General features: G+C 69.3%; 14 protein-coding genes. 6 read left to right on the top strand and 8 right to left on the bottom strand.

Features of this window, described 5'->3' with window-relative positions; genetic code table 11:
• Positions 1 to 21: 21 nt before the first annotated feature.
• From QSK37_RS41415 to mftD, 3 genes are read right to left on the bottom strand one after another with little or no spacing between them, the layout of a single operon-like run.
• On the bottom strand, positions 22 to 1,329 hold the full coding sequence (locus QSK37_RS41415) for an aspartate aminotransferase family protein (protein ID WP_285632474.1): 1,308 nt from the start codon (positions 1,327 to 1,329) through the stop codon (positions 22 to 24).
• The gene (locus tag QSK37_RS41410) at positions 1,310 to 2,803 is read right to left on the bottom strand and encodes a GMC family oxidoreductase (protein WP_285632472.1); all 1,494 of its coding nucleotides are present in this window, start codon (positions 2,801 to 2,803) and stop codon (positions 1,310 to 1,312) included. Before QSK37_RS41410 ends, QSK37_RS41415 begins: the two co-directional genes overlap by 20 nt.
• A gap of 40 nt (positions 2,804 to 2,843) precedes the next feature.
• Positions 2,844 to 4,025 carry a pre-mycofactocin synthase MftD gene (gene mftD, locus QSK37_RS41405; protein ID WP_285632469.1) on the bottom strand — a complete coding sequence of 394 codons (1,182 nt, stop codon included), beginning with the start codon at positions 4,023 to 4,025 and terminating at the stop codon, positions 2,844 to 2,846.
• Positions 4,026 to 4,442: 417 nt separating this feature from the next.
• Between mftD and QSK37_RS41400 the strand changes: the two genes are divergently transcribed.
• Genes QSK37_RS41400 through QSK37_RS41390 form a run of 3 tightly spaced genes read left to right on the top strand, consistent with a single transcriptional unit; the run spans position 4,443 to position 8,032 of the window.
• Complete coding sequence (locus QSK37_RS41400) at positions 4,443 to 5,738, top strand: type I glutamate--ammonia ligase (protein WP_285632466.1); 1,296 nt, start codon at positions 4,443 to 4,445, stop codon at positions 5,736 to 5,738.
• Positions 5,728 to 6,867, top strand: coding sequence for an amidohydrolase family protein (locus QSK37_RS41395; RefSeq protein WP_285632463.1), 1,140 nt, complete (start codon positions 5,728 to 5,730; stop codon positions 6,865 to 6,867). The genes QSK37_RS41400 and QSK37_RS41395 overlap by 11 nt, the downstream gene beginning before the upstream one ends.
• Positions 6,860 to 8,032 carry a M20 metallopeptidase family protein gene (locus QSK37_RS41390; protein ID WP_285632460.1) on the top strand — a complete coding sequence of 391 codons (1,173 nt, stop codon included), beginning with the start codon at positions 6,860 to 6,862 and terminating at the stop codon, positions 8,030 to 8,032. The genes QSK37_RS41395 and QSK37_RS41390 overlap by 8 nt, the downstream gene beginning before the upstream one ends.
• Before the next feature lie 398 nt (positions 8,033 to 8,430).
• On the opposite strand, the gene QSK37_RS41385 is transcribed toward QSK37_RS41390, so the two are convergent.
• Both QSK37_RS41385 and QSK37_RS41380 read right to left on the bottom strand, forming a co-directional pair.
• Entirely contained in the window at positions 8,431 to 9,576 is a 1,146-nt protein-coding gene (locus tag QSK37_RS41385) for an SMI1/KNR4 family protein (RefSeq protein WP_285632457.1), read from the bottom strand.
• A 10-nt stretch (positions 9,577 to 9,586) separates the two neighbouring features.
• Positions 9,587 to 10,693 carry a LamG domain-containing protein gene (locus QSK37_RS41380; protein ID WP_285632454.1) on the bottom strand — a complete coding sequence of 369 codons (1,107 nt, stop codon included), beginning with the start codon at positions 10,691 to 10,693 and terminating at the stop codon, positions 9,587 to 9,589.
• A 152-nt stretch (positions 10,694 to 10,845) separates the two neighbouring features.
• On the opposite strand from QSK37_RS41380, the gene QSK37_RS41370 reads away from it, so the two are divergent.
• On the top strand, positions 10,846 to 11,103 hold the full coding sequence (locus QSK37_RS41370) for a hypothetical protein (protein WP_285632452.1): 258 nt from the start codon (positions 10,846 to 10,848) through the stop codon (positions 11,101 to 11,103).
• Positions 11,104 to 11,229: 126 nt separating this feature from the next.
• Entirely contained in the window at positions 11,230 to 11,583 is a 354-nt protein-coding gene (locus tag QSK37_RS41365) for an alpha/beta fold hydrolase (RefSeq protein ID WP_285632449.1), read from the top strand.
• 90 nt (positions 11,584 to 11,673) lie between these two features.
• Here the strand turns inward: QSK37_RS41365 and QSK37_RS41360 are convergent, their stop codons facing one another.
• Positions 11,674 to 12,645 carry an alpha/beta hydrolase fold domain-containing protein gene (locus tag QSK37_RS41360; RefSeq protein ID WP_285632445.1) on the bottom strand — a complete coding sequence of 324 codons (972 nt, stop codon included), beginning with the start codon at positions 12,643 to 12,645 and terminating at the stop codon, positions 11,674 to 11,676.
• Positions 12,646 to 12,656: 11 nt separating this feature from the next.
• Positions 12,657 to 13,442: a meso-2,3-butanediol dehydrogenase gene (gene budC / locus QSK37_RS41355; protein WP_285632442.1), complete on the bottom strand. Its 786-nt coding sequence runs from the start codon at positions 13,440 to 13,442 to the stop codon at positions 12,657 to 12,659.
• A 94-nt stretch (positions 13,443 to 13,536) separates the two neighbouring features.
• On the opposite strand from budC, the gene QSK37_RS41350 reads away from it, so the two are divergent.
• Positions 13,537 to 14,103 carry a TetR/AcrR family transcriptional regulator gene (locus QSK37_RS41350; protein WP_285632439.1) on the top strand — a complete coding sequence of 189 codons (567 nt, stop codon included), beginning with the start codon at positions 13,537 to 13,539 and terminating at the stop codon, positions 14,101 to 14,103.
• A 184-nt stretch (positions 14,104 to 14,287) separates the two neighbouring features.
• Here QSK37_RS41350 and QSK37_RS41345 read toward each other — a convergent pair whose 3' ends face one another.
• Positions 14,288 to 15,076 (bottom strand): hypothetical protein, encoded by a 789-nt coding sequence (locus QSK37_RS41345; protein ID WP_285632436.1) that lies wholly within the window; start codon positions 15,074 to 15,076, stop codon positions 14,288 to 14,290.
• Between the last annotated feature and the right edge of the window lie 19 nt (positions 15,077 to 15,095).

The raw sequence follows: 15,095 nt of genomic DNA, 5'->3' as shown, positions 1-15,095 counted from the left end.
TGACCAGCTGGTTTGTCTGGATCAGTCGGCTGCGGCGCGCAGCGCCCTGCGGACGCACTCGAGGGTCTTCTCGACGTCCGCCTCGCTCGTGGCGGCGTTGAGCCGACGGTCGCCCGTGGGGAAGGCGGGCTCCAGGACGCCCTGGGCCAGCAGGGACGCGTGGTAACGCGCATACCGCTCGCCGTCGGACTGCATGGCCTCGCGGAAGTTCGCGGGCGCTTCGTCGCGGAAGTACACGCACCACTCCGAGCCGAGGCCCGTCACCGTGGCCACCGCGCCGGCCTCATCGATCGCCTGCTGGATGCCTTCGCGCATTCGCGCGCCCCGGGCGTGGAGCGTGGTGAACACGTCGTCGCTTTCCATGATCTCGAGGGTCTTGTTCGCCGCTGCAAGGGCGTACGGCGAGGCGTTGTACGTCCCGTCGATGGTGGCCTCGTCCTTGGTGTAGGCGCCGAGGTGGCCCATGAGGTCGTCGGAGCCGGCGAGCCCGGCCAGGGAGTAGCCGTTGGCGATCGCCTTGCCGAAGGCCGTCAGGTCGGGGGTGATGCCACAGATCGACTGGTAGCCGCCGATCGCCGCGCGGAAGCCGGTCTTCACCTCGTCGAACACCAGCACGACGCCGTTGGCGGTGCAGAGCTCACGCAGGAGTTCGAGGAAGCCGGGCTTGGCCGCGACGCAGCCGAAACTGTGCACGTAGCCCTCGGCGAAAGCGGCGGCGAGCGCGTCCCCGTGCTCGGCGAAGGCGGCGCGCAGGCCGTCGAAGTCGTTCCACTCCACGACCACGACGTCCCCGACGACCGCGGGGTGCAGCCCGCCCCCGTTGGGGGTGTTCAGCGCCGACGTCGTGGTGAGGTCGGCGCGGGAGGAGCCCACCGCGACATGATCGTTCCAGCCGTGGTAGGACCCGTGGAACTTCAGCACCTTGAGCCGCCCGGTCGCCGCACGGGCGACGTGGACGGCGTGCATGGTGGCGTCGGTGCCGGAGGTGCAGAAAGCGACCTTCTGCGCCGAGGGCATGACCTCGCAGATCTTTTCCGCCAGTTCGTACTCGCCGCGCTGCGGTCCGACCCCGGTAAGGTCGCAGGTGTTCACGGCCTGGAAGACCGCCTCGTTGACACGACGGTCGCAGTGGCCCAGCACGATCGGGCCCCAGGCGTTGAGGTAGTCGGTGTACCGGTTCCCGTCTTCGTCCCAGACGTAGGCGCCGGACGCCTTCACCAGGACCTGTCGCCACCCGACGCGGTGCCCGGAGGAGACCCCGCGGGGCACCACTTCGCGGGCCCGGTCCCACGTGGTCGACTGGGCCGTCTCATCGAAGGTTGCCGGCATCTTCGGCTCCTTGTCGCGTGTCGGTGCTGGGAGAGGTTGCCAGGTCCGCGCGCAGGGCGGCGCTCAGCCGCTCCGCGATCATCACGACCGGCAGATGGGTGTTCGCGCTGGGTACTTCGGGCATGATCGACGCGTCCATGACTCGGACGTGACGCAGTCCGTGCACCCGGCCCCGCTGGTCGACGACCGCGCCGGGATCGTCGGGGGACCCCATTCGGGCGGTGCCCACCGCGTGGAAGTAGTCGCCGACCGAGTTCCGCAACCACCGCCGGTAGAAGTCGTCATCGTGCAACGCCGCGAGGGGGGTGCCCGAGGCGTCGACGAACGCGTCGGCGATCAGGTCGGCGAACGGCTTCGCGGCCAGGGCCTTCTCCAGGCAGGCGATGGCCTCGCGCATAGCGGTACGGTCGTGCTCAGTGGCCAGCATCCGCTCCTCGATCACGGGCGGTCCCTGGGGGTCGTCGGGGTTCAGTCGTACCTCGCCCGTCGAAGTGACGCTCATGACCGCGGCCATGACCAGTGCGTGGTGCGCCGGATTCGTCTCGCCCAGCGCGCCGTGCATGGGGAGCAGGTGGATGTCGCCGGTGCCGACGCTCGAGGAGAGCCGCAGGACCGCGCCGATGCAGGGCGCGCCGGGAGCGGCGGCGCGGAACTCAGGCTTCAGCGACAGGAACACCGACGCGGCGGGGTGGTCCTGCAGGCCCTGGCCGAGCCCTGGCCGTTCGTAGGCCTCGGTGCGCATGAGGATTGCGGGCGTCTCGAAGGTGCCGGCGCAGAGGACGACCTCGTCGGCGTCCAGCCGGGTGCCGTCGGTCAGCAGCACTCCGGTGACCGATCGGCCGTGCAGAACGAGGCGGTCCACCTTGCTGTCCGCCCGGATGAGGAGGTTTGGCCGGCCGCGGGCGGGGTCGAGGTAGGTCTCGAGGCTGGAGCGCCGCGCGCCGTCGGTCGCGTTGCGCCACAGCGCGCCGCCGCCGTCGTCGGGCGTGTAGGTGTCGACGTCGCTCGGCAGCCCGAATGCCTCGGCCGCGTCGACGAGGGCGCCGTCGATCGAGGTGAAGGCGGCCCGATCCGACGCGACCAGGTCCGCCTTCAACCGGTCGAACCAGGGCCGTACCTCCGCCCAGGTCCACTCGTCGAGCCCGTAACGTCGCGCCCACCCGTCGTAGTCGTGCGGCAGGCCGGGCAGCGCGAGCATGGCGTTGACGGAGGCCGACCCGCCGACGCCGCGGCCACGGTGGTACTGGCGGAGTTCGTCGCCGGCCAGCCGGGTGGCCAGGAGGTCCGTGTGGAACGCCTCGGGCACGCCCATGGCGTCGATCCAGTTGACCGATGCGAGAGTCCGGGCGGTGTCGGTTCCCGCCCTGTCGGGGCCCGACTCGAGCAAGGTGACGTGGTCGTCGGCGTTCTCGGTGAGTCTCGCCGCGACGACGCATCCGGCGCTGCCGGCTCCCACGACGATGATGCGAGGCATGGGGGTAGACCGTTCTCTTCGGCGGGAGTTGTGGATGGCCTCAGGCGGCCGGTGGGACGAAGAAGTCGCTGTTGAGGACCATGAGGTCGGCGCGATCGAGATCATGGATGTTCGCCCGGCCTATTCCGTACATGGTCTCTCGGATCCCGTCCCTCAGGATCGTGAGGGCCTTGTAGGCGCCCTCTTCGCCCCCGACCGCGAGGCCGTAGAGGAGGGCGCGGCCGGCGAAGACGGCCTTCGCGCCGAGCGCCAGCGCCTTGACCACGTCGGAGCCGCGGCGGATTCCGCCGTCGACCATGACGTCGATCTGACCGTTCAACGCGTCCAGGATGGAGGGGAGATAACGCAGCGGCGAGGGGCTGCCGTCGATGTTGTTGCCGCCGTGGTTGGACAGCGAGATGGCGTCCGCGCCGAGGTCGACGCAGAGCTTGGCGTCCTTGATGGTGTTGACGCCCTTGACCATGAACGGGCCACCCCACAGCTCGCGCAGCCACTTCACGTCGTCCCACGTCGGCGGCGGCGTGGCCTCGAAGTCGGCCCATGCCGCACCGAAGTACGGGACCTGTCCGCCGGCGCCGAACAGGTTCGGCACCTTCAGCTCGGGGATACGGCCGCGACGCAGGTAGTTGCCGAACCACACCGGGCGCGAGAGGGCCTCCGGCGCCAGCTTCACCATCGTCGCGAGGTCGAGCCGGCTCGGCGGCGAGGGCGGGACGCCCCAGTCGCGGCGCGGCGTGTGCGACCAGTCCAGGGTCACGATGAGGGCCTTGGCGCCCGCCGCGCGTGCGGCCTCGACGCGCTTCTCGATCTGGTCCCGGGTGCCCACCCAGTAGAGCTGGAAGATGGTGTTCGGGTTGGCCTGGACCACGTCCTGGACCGAGTCGGCGGCCCAGGAGCTGAGGCCCGTCGCGGTGCCGGCGCGTGCCGCCGCCCTGGCCACGCCGACCTCGCCGTCGGGATGGATCGCCTGTGCGCCCACCGGCGAGACGACGACGGGGAAGTCGATGTCGATGCCCAGGATCGTCGTCTTCGTGTCGAACGAGGTGGGGCGGTCAAAGATCGTCGGTGAGAAGCCCAGTTCGTTGAAGGCCTGAATGTTCTCCCTGAGGGTCCAGCCCTGTTCGTTGCCTGCCTTCACCGCGAGCCATACCGCCCGGGGAAGCTTGCGCTTGGCGAGGCGCTCGGCCTCAGCGAGGTTGTTGAACCGCACTTTGGATGCCACTGCACTTCCCTTCCACTTACCTGTCCGGCGCCTTCAGCTGTGGATCGAGGGGGACCCGTTTGCGCTGGCTCTGCCCCTTCTTACCGCCCGAGGTCGCCTCCGACCTGCCGAAATGCTCCTGGGGCTGCCGAGTGCCAGCAACCGTAGACTGAAATTTCCCTTACGGCAATAGCTAAGATATAAACCTGTGAAACAGAGATGCCGTCCCCGCAGGCGGTGGAACCGCGGTGCCAGGCCGCCCGCCGGGCGGCCGACGCCGGACAGGGCTGCTGAAATCAAGATTTCAAGTCGTGCAGCATTGACTGTCTATGAAATTCTTGTGACACTCTTACGGCTCCGGTAGGTTCGCCGCCCCGCCCGCGCGATCTCCCATCCCCTGAGCGTGTGGGACGCGAGGCCAGACCGACGAGGTAGATCATGAGTGCTTCCACCACGGTGTTCGTGGCAACCAACGACTTGTCGGGCCACACGCGCGGCCGCGCCGTACCCGGCGACGCGCTGGAGCGCGTCCTGCGGAACGGCGTCGGCTGGGTTCCGGCCGATCTGGCACTGACCGCCTTCGGCGACATCGCGCCTAACGTGTTCGGCTCGACCGGGGATCTGAAGCTGATGCCCGATGAGACCACCGGCGTAGAGATCCCCCCGTACGGCGGATCGCCCGGCACGCATCTCTATCTCGCCGACCAGACCCTGCCGGACGGATCCGCGTGGCACAGCTGCCCGCGGTCGTTCGCCCGGACCGCGTTGGACGAGCTCACGCAGGTCACCGGTCTGGAGCTCGTGGCCTCGTTCGAGCACGAGTTCATGCTCCCGGACCTCCCGGACAGCGCGCCGTTCTCCTTCGGCCGCTTCCGCGGCGCCGAGCCGTTCGGCACTGAGCTCGTCGACCTCCTGACCCGGGTGGGCCTAGAGCCCGAGAACTGGCTGCCCGAGTTCGGCGCCGACCAGTTCGAGATCACGCTGCGCCCGGCCTCGGGTCTCGTCGCCGCCGATCGTGCGGTTCTGCTCAAGGAGCTCATCCGGGACCTCGCCGCCCGGCACGGCCGGCGCGTCACGTTCGCCCCCCTGGTCGATCCGGACGGCAGTGGAAACGGCGTACACGTGCATCTCTCGCTGCGCGACGCCGAGACCGGCCGGCCCGTCCTGTACGAGCCGGGTCGTACCGCGAACCTGTCCTCCCTGGGCGCCAGGTTCGCCGCGGGCATCCTCGCCCATGCCCGCGCGCTAGTCGCGATCACCGCCTGCAGCCCCTCCTCGTACCTGCGCCTGGCGCCGCACCGCTGGAGCACTGCCGGCATCTTCCTCGCCGAACGGAACCGCGAGGCGCTGCTGCGCATCTGCCCGACGAGCACGGTCGGGGGCGGTGTCCCGGCGAACCAGTTCAACCTGGAGTACCGCGCGGCGGACGCGACCGCGAATCCGTGGCTGACGCTCGGCGTCCTCGTACGCGCCGGGCTGCGCGGCATTGCCGCCGACTACGACGAACCACACATCTGGCCCGAGGAGATGGAGGAGTCCAGCCTCGGGTCCGTGCCCTCGCTTCCCGGCGGCCTCGCGGAGGCCCTCGCCGAGCTGGAGAAGGACGACGTCGTCTCCGGCTGGTTCTCCCCGGAGCTGCTGCACACGCACTGCTCGGTCAAGCGGGCGGAACTGGCCGCGGTGGAGGGCCTGGACGACAGGCGTATGTGCGCGCGGGTGGCCGATGTCCACTGACCTCGTCCACCGGATCGACGCCCTGCGGCTGGTCGATCATCACGTCCACTCCTCGTTGTGCGTGCCCGTCACGAGGCAGGAGTTCGAGACGCTGATCACCGAGTCCGACCGCCCGATCCCCGCGGGTACGACGACATTCGACTCCCAGGTCGGCTTCGCCATCCGGCGGCACTGCGCACCCCTGCTCGGCGCGGCGCAGCACGCGTCTCCCGACGAGTACTGGCGGGTCCGCGCGTCGCGTACGCCGGCCGAGCTCACCCAGGTGTTCCTGACGGGCAGCGGCACCGGCCACTGGCTCGTCGACACCGGCTTCATGGGCGACCGGCTCACCCCGCTCGCGGAACTGGCCGACCTGACCCGTACCAGGGTCTCCGAGGTCGTACGGCTCGAAACCGTGCTGGAGGACATCGCGCCCGGGAGCACGGCGGCGGGGCTGGAGCGGGACTTCCGCACCGCACTGGCCGACGCCGCGGCCTCCGCCGTCGGCCTGAAATCCGTCGTGGCGTACCGCCACGGCTTCGACATCGACCCTGCCCGCCCGTCCGGCCCAGAGGTGGCCCAGGCGGCGGCCCGCTGGCTGGGCACCCTGAACGACGATTCGCCGCCCCGCGTGACCGATCCCGTGCTGCTGCGAATGATCCTGTGGGCCGGCGTTGACGCTGGCCTTCCCCTGCAGGTCCATGCCGGTTTCGGCGACCCTGACCTGGATTTGCGCCGGAGCGACCCCTTGCTCCTGGCCCCATGGATAAAGGCCGTCGAGTCGAGCGGCACGGACATCGTGCTCCTGCACTGCTATCCGTTCCACCGGGGCGCCGGCTTCCTCGCGCACGCCTTCCCGCACGTGTACTTCGACGTCGGGCTCGCTCTCAACTACTCCGGCGCCGCGGCGGCCGCCGTCGTCGCGGAGAGCCTCGAACTCGCGCCGTTCGCCAAGATCCTCTACTCCTCAGACGCCTGGGGACCACCCGAGCTGCACTACCTGGGCGCCGTGCTGTGGCGCGCGGGCATGACCCGTACCCTGACGCGCTGGGTCGCCGAGAGGGAGTGGTCCGAGTCCGACGCCGTTCGCGTCGCGACCATGATCGGCCGGACCAACGCCCAGCGTCTGTACGGGCTGTCCGATGACTGAGCACGCGGAGATCTGGGCCGCGCTCGACCGTCATCTGCCGGACGCCCTCGAACTGCGGCGCGCCATCCATCGCGAACCCGACCTGTCCGGCGACGAGTCCATGACCAGGGAGGTCGTACTGGCGGCACTGCCCTCCGCGACGTCGGTCGTCAAAGTGGCCGAGACCGGAGCCGTGGTCCGCATCGGCCCCTCCGGCCCCGCCATCGGCATCCGGGGCGAGCTGGACGCCCTGCCCGTCGCGGAGGCGACCGGCGTGCCATGGGCGTCGGTCCGGCCGGAGGCCATGCACGCGTGCGGCCACGACGTGCACTTGGCCGCCGTGATCGCGGTGGCCAGGGCGCTGACGGAAAGCGAGCCGCCGGCACCGCTCCTGGTCGTCCTCCAACCGAGGGAGGAGACGTACCCGTCGGGCGCGCGGGACATCGTCGATCATGGGGTGCTTGGAACCGAGCAGTGCGCCGCCATGATCGGAGCCCACGTACAGCCCCTGCTGAGCGCGGGCCAGGTCGCCTGCACGCCGGGCGGGGTGAACGCCTCCTCCGACGAGTTCGAGATCATCGTCCACGGCGCGTCGGGGCACGCCGCGTATCCCCATCTGACCAGCGACGCCCTGCTCGCCATGTCGGAGATCGTGGTGGCGTGCCAGAGCATCGTCAGCCGGTCGGTCGACCCCATGTCCTCCGCCGTCGTGGGGGTCTCGTCGATCTCGGCGGGCAGCGCGGCCAACGTCATCGCTGGCCGGGCCCGCGCGACCGGCACGATCCGGGCTCTCACCCCACGGACCCGTACGCTCCTCCACGAGCGGATCACCGAGATCGCGGAGTTCATCGCCCGCGCCCACTCGTGCACGGCCACGGTCACGATCACCCACGGAGAACCCGTCCTGGAGAACGACCCGCAGCTGGTCCGGGAGATCGCGGGGCAGCTCCGGCACCGCGGGCTACGGGTGACGGACGACCTGCGGTCGCTGGGAGCCGACGACTTCTCCTACTTCTCCGAACGCCTGCCGTCCACGATGCTCTTCGTCGGCACGGAAGGCTCGGAACGCCTGCACTCACCCGGCTTCCTGCCGACCGATGACGACGTCCGCCGCACCGCGCAGGCGTTGCTGTGCGGCTACCTCGGCGCCCTGTCACACGCGGCCCCCGCCGAGGTGCCGACCTGACGCGGCTCGTCCAGCAGCGGCTACCGGCGTCACTTGCGCGGAGGCTCACTTCCGGGGATTCCCTGGTAGGACGACTTGGTCTTCGACGATCAGAAGCCGGGAAGACCGTGTTCCTATATTCTGTGCGCCCTGCAGGAGATTTGAACCTGTGCGCCACCATCGCGGAACGCAGGATGACTGCGGCACCGGCGGCTGGCGCCGCATGCGTATCGGTCCCCCGCTCTGGGCGTCGACCTCCTCGGAAAAGCGCTACATGTGCCCAACATCGCGGTAGAGGCGAGATGAGGCAACTGTTGCGATACGAGCACCCACCGAGCACCCAAGATCACCGGTAGCCGCACCCGACACACGATGGTGACGCGCACGCCCACCGCGTAGATCCGAAACCCGGCCGGGCGTCATTCCGGGGCGGGAGTAAAAGGTGGTAGAGCGGCCGGGGTACGCGGATCGACCACCGTCTTCGTAAGAGGGTTCACCACGTTCGGTGCGATACTGAGCGGATCCGCCACGTAGCGTGCCACCACACCTGTCATCGACAGACGTCGGTCTTGGGTCAACAAGAGTCGATATGCCAGGAAGCCCGGCTGCGCGAGATAAACATTCCAGCCATCCGGATCACCAGCGCCGGCGTCCCATACGAAGGTGAGGCCGTCATCGGTCCAGCCCCAAGGGATCAGCTTTTCAGCATGGGCGGCCTCCCGCGTGTTCCGAATCAAGGAAAATAGATCATAATCAGGATTCGGCCAATTTGGGGCTGGCACGTGAAGGTCTCGGAAGCTTCCGGCTCCTAGCGCATCCATCAGTTCTTTGTAGTCAGACGGCAGGCGCACGGAAAGCCTGCTCTCCACACCATTCCACGCGAATTTACGACGTCGAGCGCGGCCAACAGCCGAGATCAGCGAAGACGCTTCATTAGATGGCGGCCACAGCGACAGGATGGGCTCCGGAAGGGAAAACTCAGGCCCACCTTCCTCGACTTCTTCATCATCGACGTCGTCGTCGAAGTTGAAAGGCTCGAAGGATGGACGCTCGATGCCACTCACAGCAAATAGCGTGGAGTTCAAACTCCCCGTAACATAACCAGTGATGAACTGCGTTGCCGACATGGGAAATATTTCCCACCGCATTTCGGAGAATTCACAACCGACGACCTGCCATTTATCCGGGTCCGGGCCGCCCGCAAGCCAGAAGAACGTCTCTCCATGCGAACCGCACGCCCACGGAACCACGCCACCCTTCTCGGGATACAGTGGGAATGGAAAGCGCTCAGGTTCGTCTTGGCGCCATTGTCGCATATCTTCGAGCACAAACTTAAGGCCGCCGGTCAACTCGGTCCCATTGCCGTGGTCATCAGGTACCGACAACCTGATCGCCCCCTGGAACCGGCCCGGGGGAAATCTATTGATCAGCTCCTTGAAATCCTGTGGAACAGGAAGCCCGAGGGATTTTTCAACAACCTCCCAGTCGATCCCACCATGGCCACCTCCGGTCCAGCCGACGATTTCAGCGAGTTGATCGACCTGTTCTCGTGCACTCATGTTCATCATGCAGATCTTACGGCCACGCATTCTTGTAGGGCAGAGCATGCAACCCGATAACGGGAAGCCTTTCGGCGAGGCCGAAGAGCGGGAACAGTTCGGGGAGACGGGTCCCCCACGCCCCGCTGGTCTTCACCCGTCCGATCTCCAGCGGGCCGGTCGCGTCCCACGGCGTGGTGAACGACGGAGACGATGCCTGGCGGGCGCCGTTGACGTAGAAGCTCAGCCGCTGGGCCGGTGCGTCGTAGACGGCGGTCAGATGCGTCCAGACGTTCAGCGTCGCCGTCGTGTCCGCCTGGACCAGCGTGTTCGCCGCGTCCGAAGCATCGGACACCCGCCGGTTGAACGTCCACTTCTTCGTGTTCGGGGAGTAGTAGATCTGGAAGCCGCTGAAGTTCGTCCCGGACTGACTCACCGCAGTGGAGTAGTGGCTGTCGTCGGTGAGCCGCGCCCATACCGACACCGTGTAGCTCTTGTCGGTGTGCACCACGGCCGCACGAGAGGTGGCGTGGTCACCGTTGCCGGTCAGACGCAGCGCCTGGTCGACGCGCCCGGCCACACCCGGGGTGCCGCCGGTGAGCGTCGCGGTGTCGTCGCCGGCGGAGTCGGCCAGGTCCGGGCCGCTGGTCTCGTCCAGCGTCCACTGCCCCACCGGTCCGGCCGCGGACGCGAGTTTGAACTCGAAGACACCCGGGCTCACGCTCCGGTTGTTCGCCGCGTCGAAGCTGAACACGTACAGCCGGTAGGTGATGTCCTGCGTGTACGGGACCGTGAGCGTCAGCGTGGCCTTCCCGTCGGCGTCGGCGGCCACCGACGGTGCCGTCGCTCCGGTGGCCGCGGCGTCCGAGTCCCACCCGTACTCGTAGTGAGTGATGCCGGTCGCCCCGTTCGGCGCGACGGCGAACGTCACCGCGCGGCCGATCACGTCGTTGGGCTCTCCAGTCGAGCTGTCCTGCAGATCAGAGGAGGTCACCGCGGGCGCGGTCTCCGGTGCGCTCTTGTCGACCCGGTAATAGCACCAGCCGCTCGGCGTCCCCGAGTACGCCGTGTCGACCAGGGTGACCCGCCAGCGGAACGTCTGCCCGTCCACCAGCGAGAAACCAGGCTGCGGGGTGAGTGACACGCGGCCTGCCATGTGCGCGGCCAACGGCACGACTGCGGGGAGTGTGTTTGAGAATCGCGGCGACGATTTTCATGTCGTGTCCGGCGGCTAGGAGCAGGGTGGCAGCGCCGCTGCGGAGGTCGTGGAGGCGGATGGGCGGCAGGGCGGCTTCCATGCACGGCCAGTGGAACGCGATGAGGTGGTACGGCGCATACAACCGGTGGTGTTCAGCGCGGTCGAGGAACCGCTGGGTCTGCCTCGGAGTCCACACCATCACCGGCCATGGCGGCGCCGGCCTGGCTGCTGCCCGCTGCGGGGTCGTCCTGTCCATCCCCGGTACCTCCAAGGTCGCGCGCCTGGAGGAGAACCTGGCGGCGGCGACCCTGCGGCTCAGCGACGCGGAGACCGACGAACTGACCGCCGCGGCATGAGGCGCCCCAGGTAGGCGGCCCTGCCGCTCTTTCGCAGGGCCCCACGACCAGCCGGCCTCCCCACGTCTGCAAGCCGCCTGGGACGCCGAAAGGACGGCGCTCGCCGCCGGCGCTCCGGACGCAGCCGTGACAGCCGGCGTCGAGGCCTGGACCTCCGCCGGCGCGACCGGCGAAGTACGCGCGAACGCGGCTCGTGTGCTCCGCGGCCGGTTGACCGAACAACTCGCCCACGGCGAGCCGTCACTGGCGGCGGACCCGCTCGGCGAGGGAGCGGCGGCGCTGCGCACGCTGACGACTCCCGTCCTCGTCGGCGTCGGTGAACACGACATGCCTGATTTCTTCGAGGGTGGCGAGGGACTGGCCCACGACCTCGACGCAGGCGAGACCGTGGTCATCCCCGCCGCAGGACACCTCGCGCCGCGGGAACAGCCCGCCGCGTTCTGCCCCCTGCTCCTGGAATTCGTTCGGCGCCTCCCATAGCAGGAGCGAACAGCCGTCTCAAAGGACGCGGACCTGCGGTAACGTGCGCGCGACGTGGATCGGGACGCGACGCCCGAGCCCCGTAGCAGCTCAACCGTGCAGGTGGCGGCGGAGGAAGGCGTGCCAGGTCTGCTCGAACGAGCGGGTCAGGGTCGACGTGGCCGCGAAGCGGTCCCAGGCGTGGAACGCGCGGGCGTAGAGGTGCAGGTCGACCGGCACGCAGGCGGTGATCAGCCGGCGGGCGAAGTCGATGCCCTCGTCCCGCAGCAGATCGAACTGGGCGACGGCGACGAAGGTGTCGGGCAGGTCGGTGAGGTCGGTGGCCCGGCCGGGCGCGGAGTACGGGTGTACGTCGGCCGCGCCGAGCCGGTCGCCCAGGACCGCGGCCCAGGCAAGCCGGATGTCCGGGCGGGCGAAGACGACCTCGGCGATGGCCTCGGAGCTCGACGGCGTCTCGAGGCGGTCGTCGAGCATCGGGTAGAGCAGGGACAGTGAGCATGGCCGCGGAGCATGCCGGTCGCGCACCATGAGTGCGGTGGCCGCGGCGGGCGCTCCGCCGCCGCTGGCGCCGGCGAGTCCGATCCGGTGCGGGTCGATCCGGTGCTCGGCGGCGTGTGCGGCGAGGTGGTTGTAGGCGAGGTAGCCGTCCTCGGCGGCGCCGGGAGCCGGGGTCTCCGGGGCGAGCCGGTAGACGACGGCGGCCAGGACGCAGTCGAGGTTCAGGGCCAGGGCGGTGTGGTACGCGTCGTCGTCGCGGGCGTCGTCGCCGAGCACTTGGGCGCCGGCGTGGAACCAGACCAGGACCGGGAGGGTCTGCGTGGCGCCGACCGGGCGGTACAGGACCACCTCGAGTTCGGTCCGGTCGTCTCGGGGGATGCGCAGGGTCTCGATCGTGACCCGGGGGTCGGGCGGGGTCGCGGGCAGGTGGGCGCGTGCCGCGCGGAGTCGGGCGCGCAGGCCCGGGATGTCGGAGAGTTCGAGCAGGGTGCCGTTCGCGGCCTTGGGCATCGCGGCGAACGCGGCGGCGAGTTCAGAGTCGAGCGCGTCGTTGGTTCCAGGCATGGGAGGGTCCTTCAGAAGAGGGAGGGCTGGCCGCTGCCGGCGGTGATGCCGCCGTCGACGGGCAGGATGGTGCCGGTGATGAAACGGGCGTCGTCCGAGGCCAGGAAGCTGACCGCGGCGGCGACGTCGGCCGGGGTGCTGAAGCCGGCGAGCGCCCGACGCTGGTTGAAGCGTTCGATCATGTCGGCGTGCGTCGTCGCCAGCTCTTCCGGTCCGGTCAGTGACGGAGCGACGGTGTTCACCCGGATGCCGAACTGGCCGAGGTCGAAGGCGAGCCCGCGGGTGAAGTTCACGACCGCGCCCTTGGCCGCGTTGTAGGCGGTGAGCCGGCGGTCGCCGCCGAGGCCGGAGGCGGAGGCGATCTGGACGATGCCACCGCGGCTCTCCTTCAGGTACGGCAGCGCCGCCTGCGCGCCGAAGAAGCAGCTGTCGACGTCGCTGCTCATGACCAGCCGCCAGTCCGCCGGCGTGGTCTCCGCGAACTCCTTGGCGAGGCCGACGCCGGCGTTGGAGACCAGGACGTCGATGCCGCCGAACCGGGCCGCGCCGGCGTCGATCATCGCCTGTACGTCGTCCTGGCTGGTGACGTCGGTGGGGACCGGGAGTGCGCGGTGGATGCCGATCTCGGCCGCGAGGGCCTCCAGCCGGTCCTTGCGCCGCGCGGCGAGGACGAGGTTGGCCCCTTCGGCGGCGAACCTCCGGGCGATGCCGTCGCCGATGCCAGAGCTGGCGCCGGTGACGACGACCGTCTTGCCGGTGAAACGCTGTTCCATGGTGGTCTTCTTTTCGTCAGTCACTGACACGAATCTGTGTCGGTCACTGACGGTACTTTGCGTCAGTGACTGACGCAAGTAGCGTCAGTCACTGACGGCTCGTGGTAGAGTCAGAGCCATGCCACGGAACAGGGATGCGGTGCGGCTGCGGCTGCAGGAGGCCGCGCTCGACCTGTATCTGGAACGCGGCTACGACAAGACCACGACCGGGGACATCGCCGCCCACGCCGGCGTCACCGAGCGGACCTTCTTCCGTCACTTCGCCGACAAACGCGAGGTCTTCTTCGACGGCGAGACGGAGCTACGGGACCTGCTGACCGACGCGGTCACGGCGGTGCCGGTCGGCACCAGACCGCTACCCACTCTGCGGGCCGCGTTCCATCAGGTGGTGCCGCTGATCGAGCGCAACCTTCCGGTCACCGAGCGGCGGGCGCCGGTCATCGCCGCCACGCCGGCCCTGCAGGAACGGGCGCTGGCCAAGAGCGCGGCCCTGGTCGCGACGCTCACCGACGCCTTGCGGGCCCGCGGCGTCGCCGAGCCGCTCGCGGCCCTGTGCGCCCAGGTGGGCATGGACACCTACTCGACCGCCATCCGCCGCTGGCGGGCCGATCGCACCGACGACCTGCACACCCATCTCGACCGGGCCTTCACCGATCTACGGCTCGCCGCGAACGCCCTGAAGTGAGCGGCCAAGCCGGAGAGCAGCCGCCGCCTGCCTTCTGCCGAGTGCGCTGGTGCACTTCTCCAGGCCGGACGCGACGCGTGATCTCATCGCCGAGTACGGGCCCGCGCCCGCCCGCCGCGCACGGGCTTTCCCTGACCACGACTGGCACGGCCAGAACCGCGCGCGGCGCTGCTCGCGCCCCCGGTCATCTCCAAGTGTCGGTCGCCCATATCGGCTTGCCGCTCTTGTCCTGGATCACCAGGTTGGCGTCGGCCTGCAGGACCATCCTCGGATTGTCGTGTCCCCAGCATCCCGCGCCCCAGACCGCCCGGTTGCCCGAACTGTAGATGACCAGATTGCCGTCGGTCTGGAGAATGGCATGGGCCCCGGGCCGATTCGTCCCCGTTGACCAGATGACGTTGTTGCTCTTGTCGCGCAGCACGAGGTCGCCGCCGGTCTCCATGGTCAGCGCGATGCGGTTCGTCCGCACGCTCTTGCCCGGCTGGAGGGTGTACGGGGCGTGCAGCACGAGAGTCGTCCACGGCGGCCCACCTCCCAACGGCGCTTCGTTCGACGCGGCCCGGACCTCGGCGTGACGGAGGGCTGGAGCCGAAGACGCCGAGTGCTTCGCGGGTGCCGAGTGCTTCGCGCTCTTCGAAGCCTTCGGCCCGCCACTCTTGGTCGGGGAGGCCGTCGGCGTCGGTATCGGCGTCTGCGTCGGCGGGGCGGGGATGGGCACGCCCGACGGGGACTGCCGCCCGGCGCCGGGAGGTACGGTGTCGGCCGCCGCCGAGGTCCGGTGCTTGTGGCTTTGGGAGGTCAGCGCGCCGACGGCCACCGCCCCTCCTGCCACGACGACCAGCGCGGCCCCGCCGGCGAGAAGCCGCGGAACCACGTTGGGTCGTTCACTCGGCTGCCAGGCCCGGCGGCTGAACGCGTTGACGAGGTCTGCGCGTCGCCGGCGTTGCCCTTCGGTCATGTTCTGGTCGTCCACGTGGTCTTCCCTTGATCTG

The sequence above is a fragment of the Actinoallomurus iriomotensis genome (genome assembly GCF_030269445.1).
GTDB classification, from domain to species: Bacteria; Actinomycetota; Actinomycetes; order Streptosporangiales; family Streptosporangiaceae; genus Actinoallomurus; species Actinoallomurus iriomotensis.
The sequence above is the reverse complement of the archived record's forward strand: the minus strand, read 5'-3'. Positions and strand labels throughout refer to the sequence as shown.

Excerpts from the sequence above, each read along its gene's own strand:
- QSK37_RS41415 (WP_285632474.1), bottom strand. The coding sequence starts at position 1,329 with ATGCCGGCAACCTTCGATGAGACGGCCCAGTCGACCACGTGGGACCGG.
- QSK37_RS41410 (WP_285632472.1), bottom strand. The coding sequence starts at position 2,803 with ATGCCTCGCATCATCGTCGTGGGAGCCGGCAGCGCCGGATGCGTCGTC.
- QSK37_RS41400 (WP_285632466.1), top strand. The coding sequence starts at position 4,443 with ATGAGTGCTTCCACCACGGTGTTCGTGGCAACCAACGACTTGTCGGGC.
- QSK37_RS41395 (WP_285632463.1), top strand. The coding sequence starts at position 5,728 with ATGTCCACTGACCTCGTCCACCGGATCGACGCCCTGCGGCTGGTCGAT.
- QSK37_RS41390 (WP_285632460.1), top strand. The coding sequence starts at position 6,860 with ATGACTGAGCACGCGGAGATCTGGGCCGCGCTCGACCGTCATCTGCCG.
- QSK37_RS41385 (WP_285632457.1), bottom strand. The coding sequence starts at position 9,576 with ATGAACATGAGTGCACGAGAACAGGTCGATCAACTCGCTGAAATCGTC.
- QSK37_RS41370 (WP_285632452.1), top strand. The coding sequence starts at position 10,846 with ATGCACGGCCAGTGGAACGCGATGAGGTGGTACGGCGCATACAACCGG.
- QSK37_RS41360 (WP_285632445.1), bottom strand. The coding sequence starts at position 12,645 with ATGCCTGGAACCAACGACGCGCTCGACTCTGAACTCGCCGCCGCGTTC.
- QSK37_RS41350 (WP_285632439.1), top strand. The coding sequence starts at position 13,537 with ATGCCACGGAACAGGGATGCGGTGCGGCTGCGGCTGCAGGAGGCCGCG.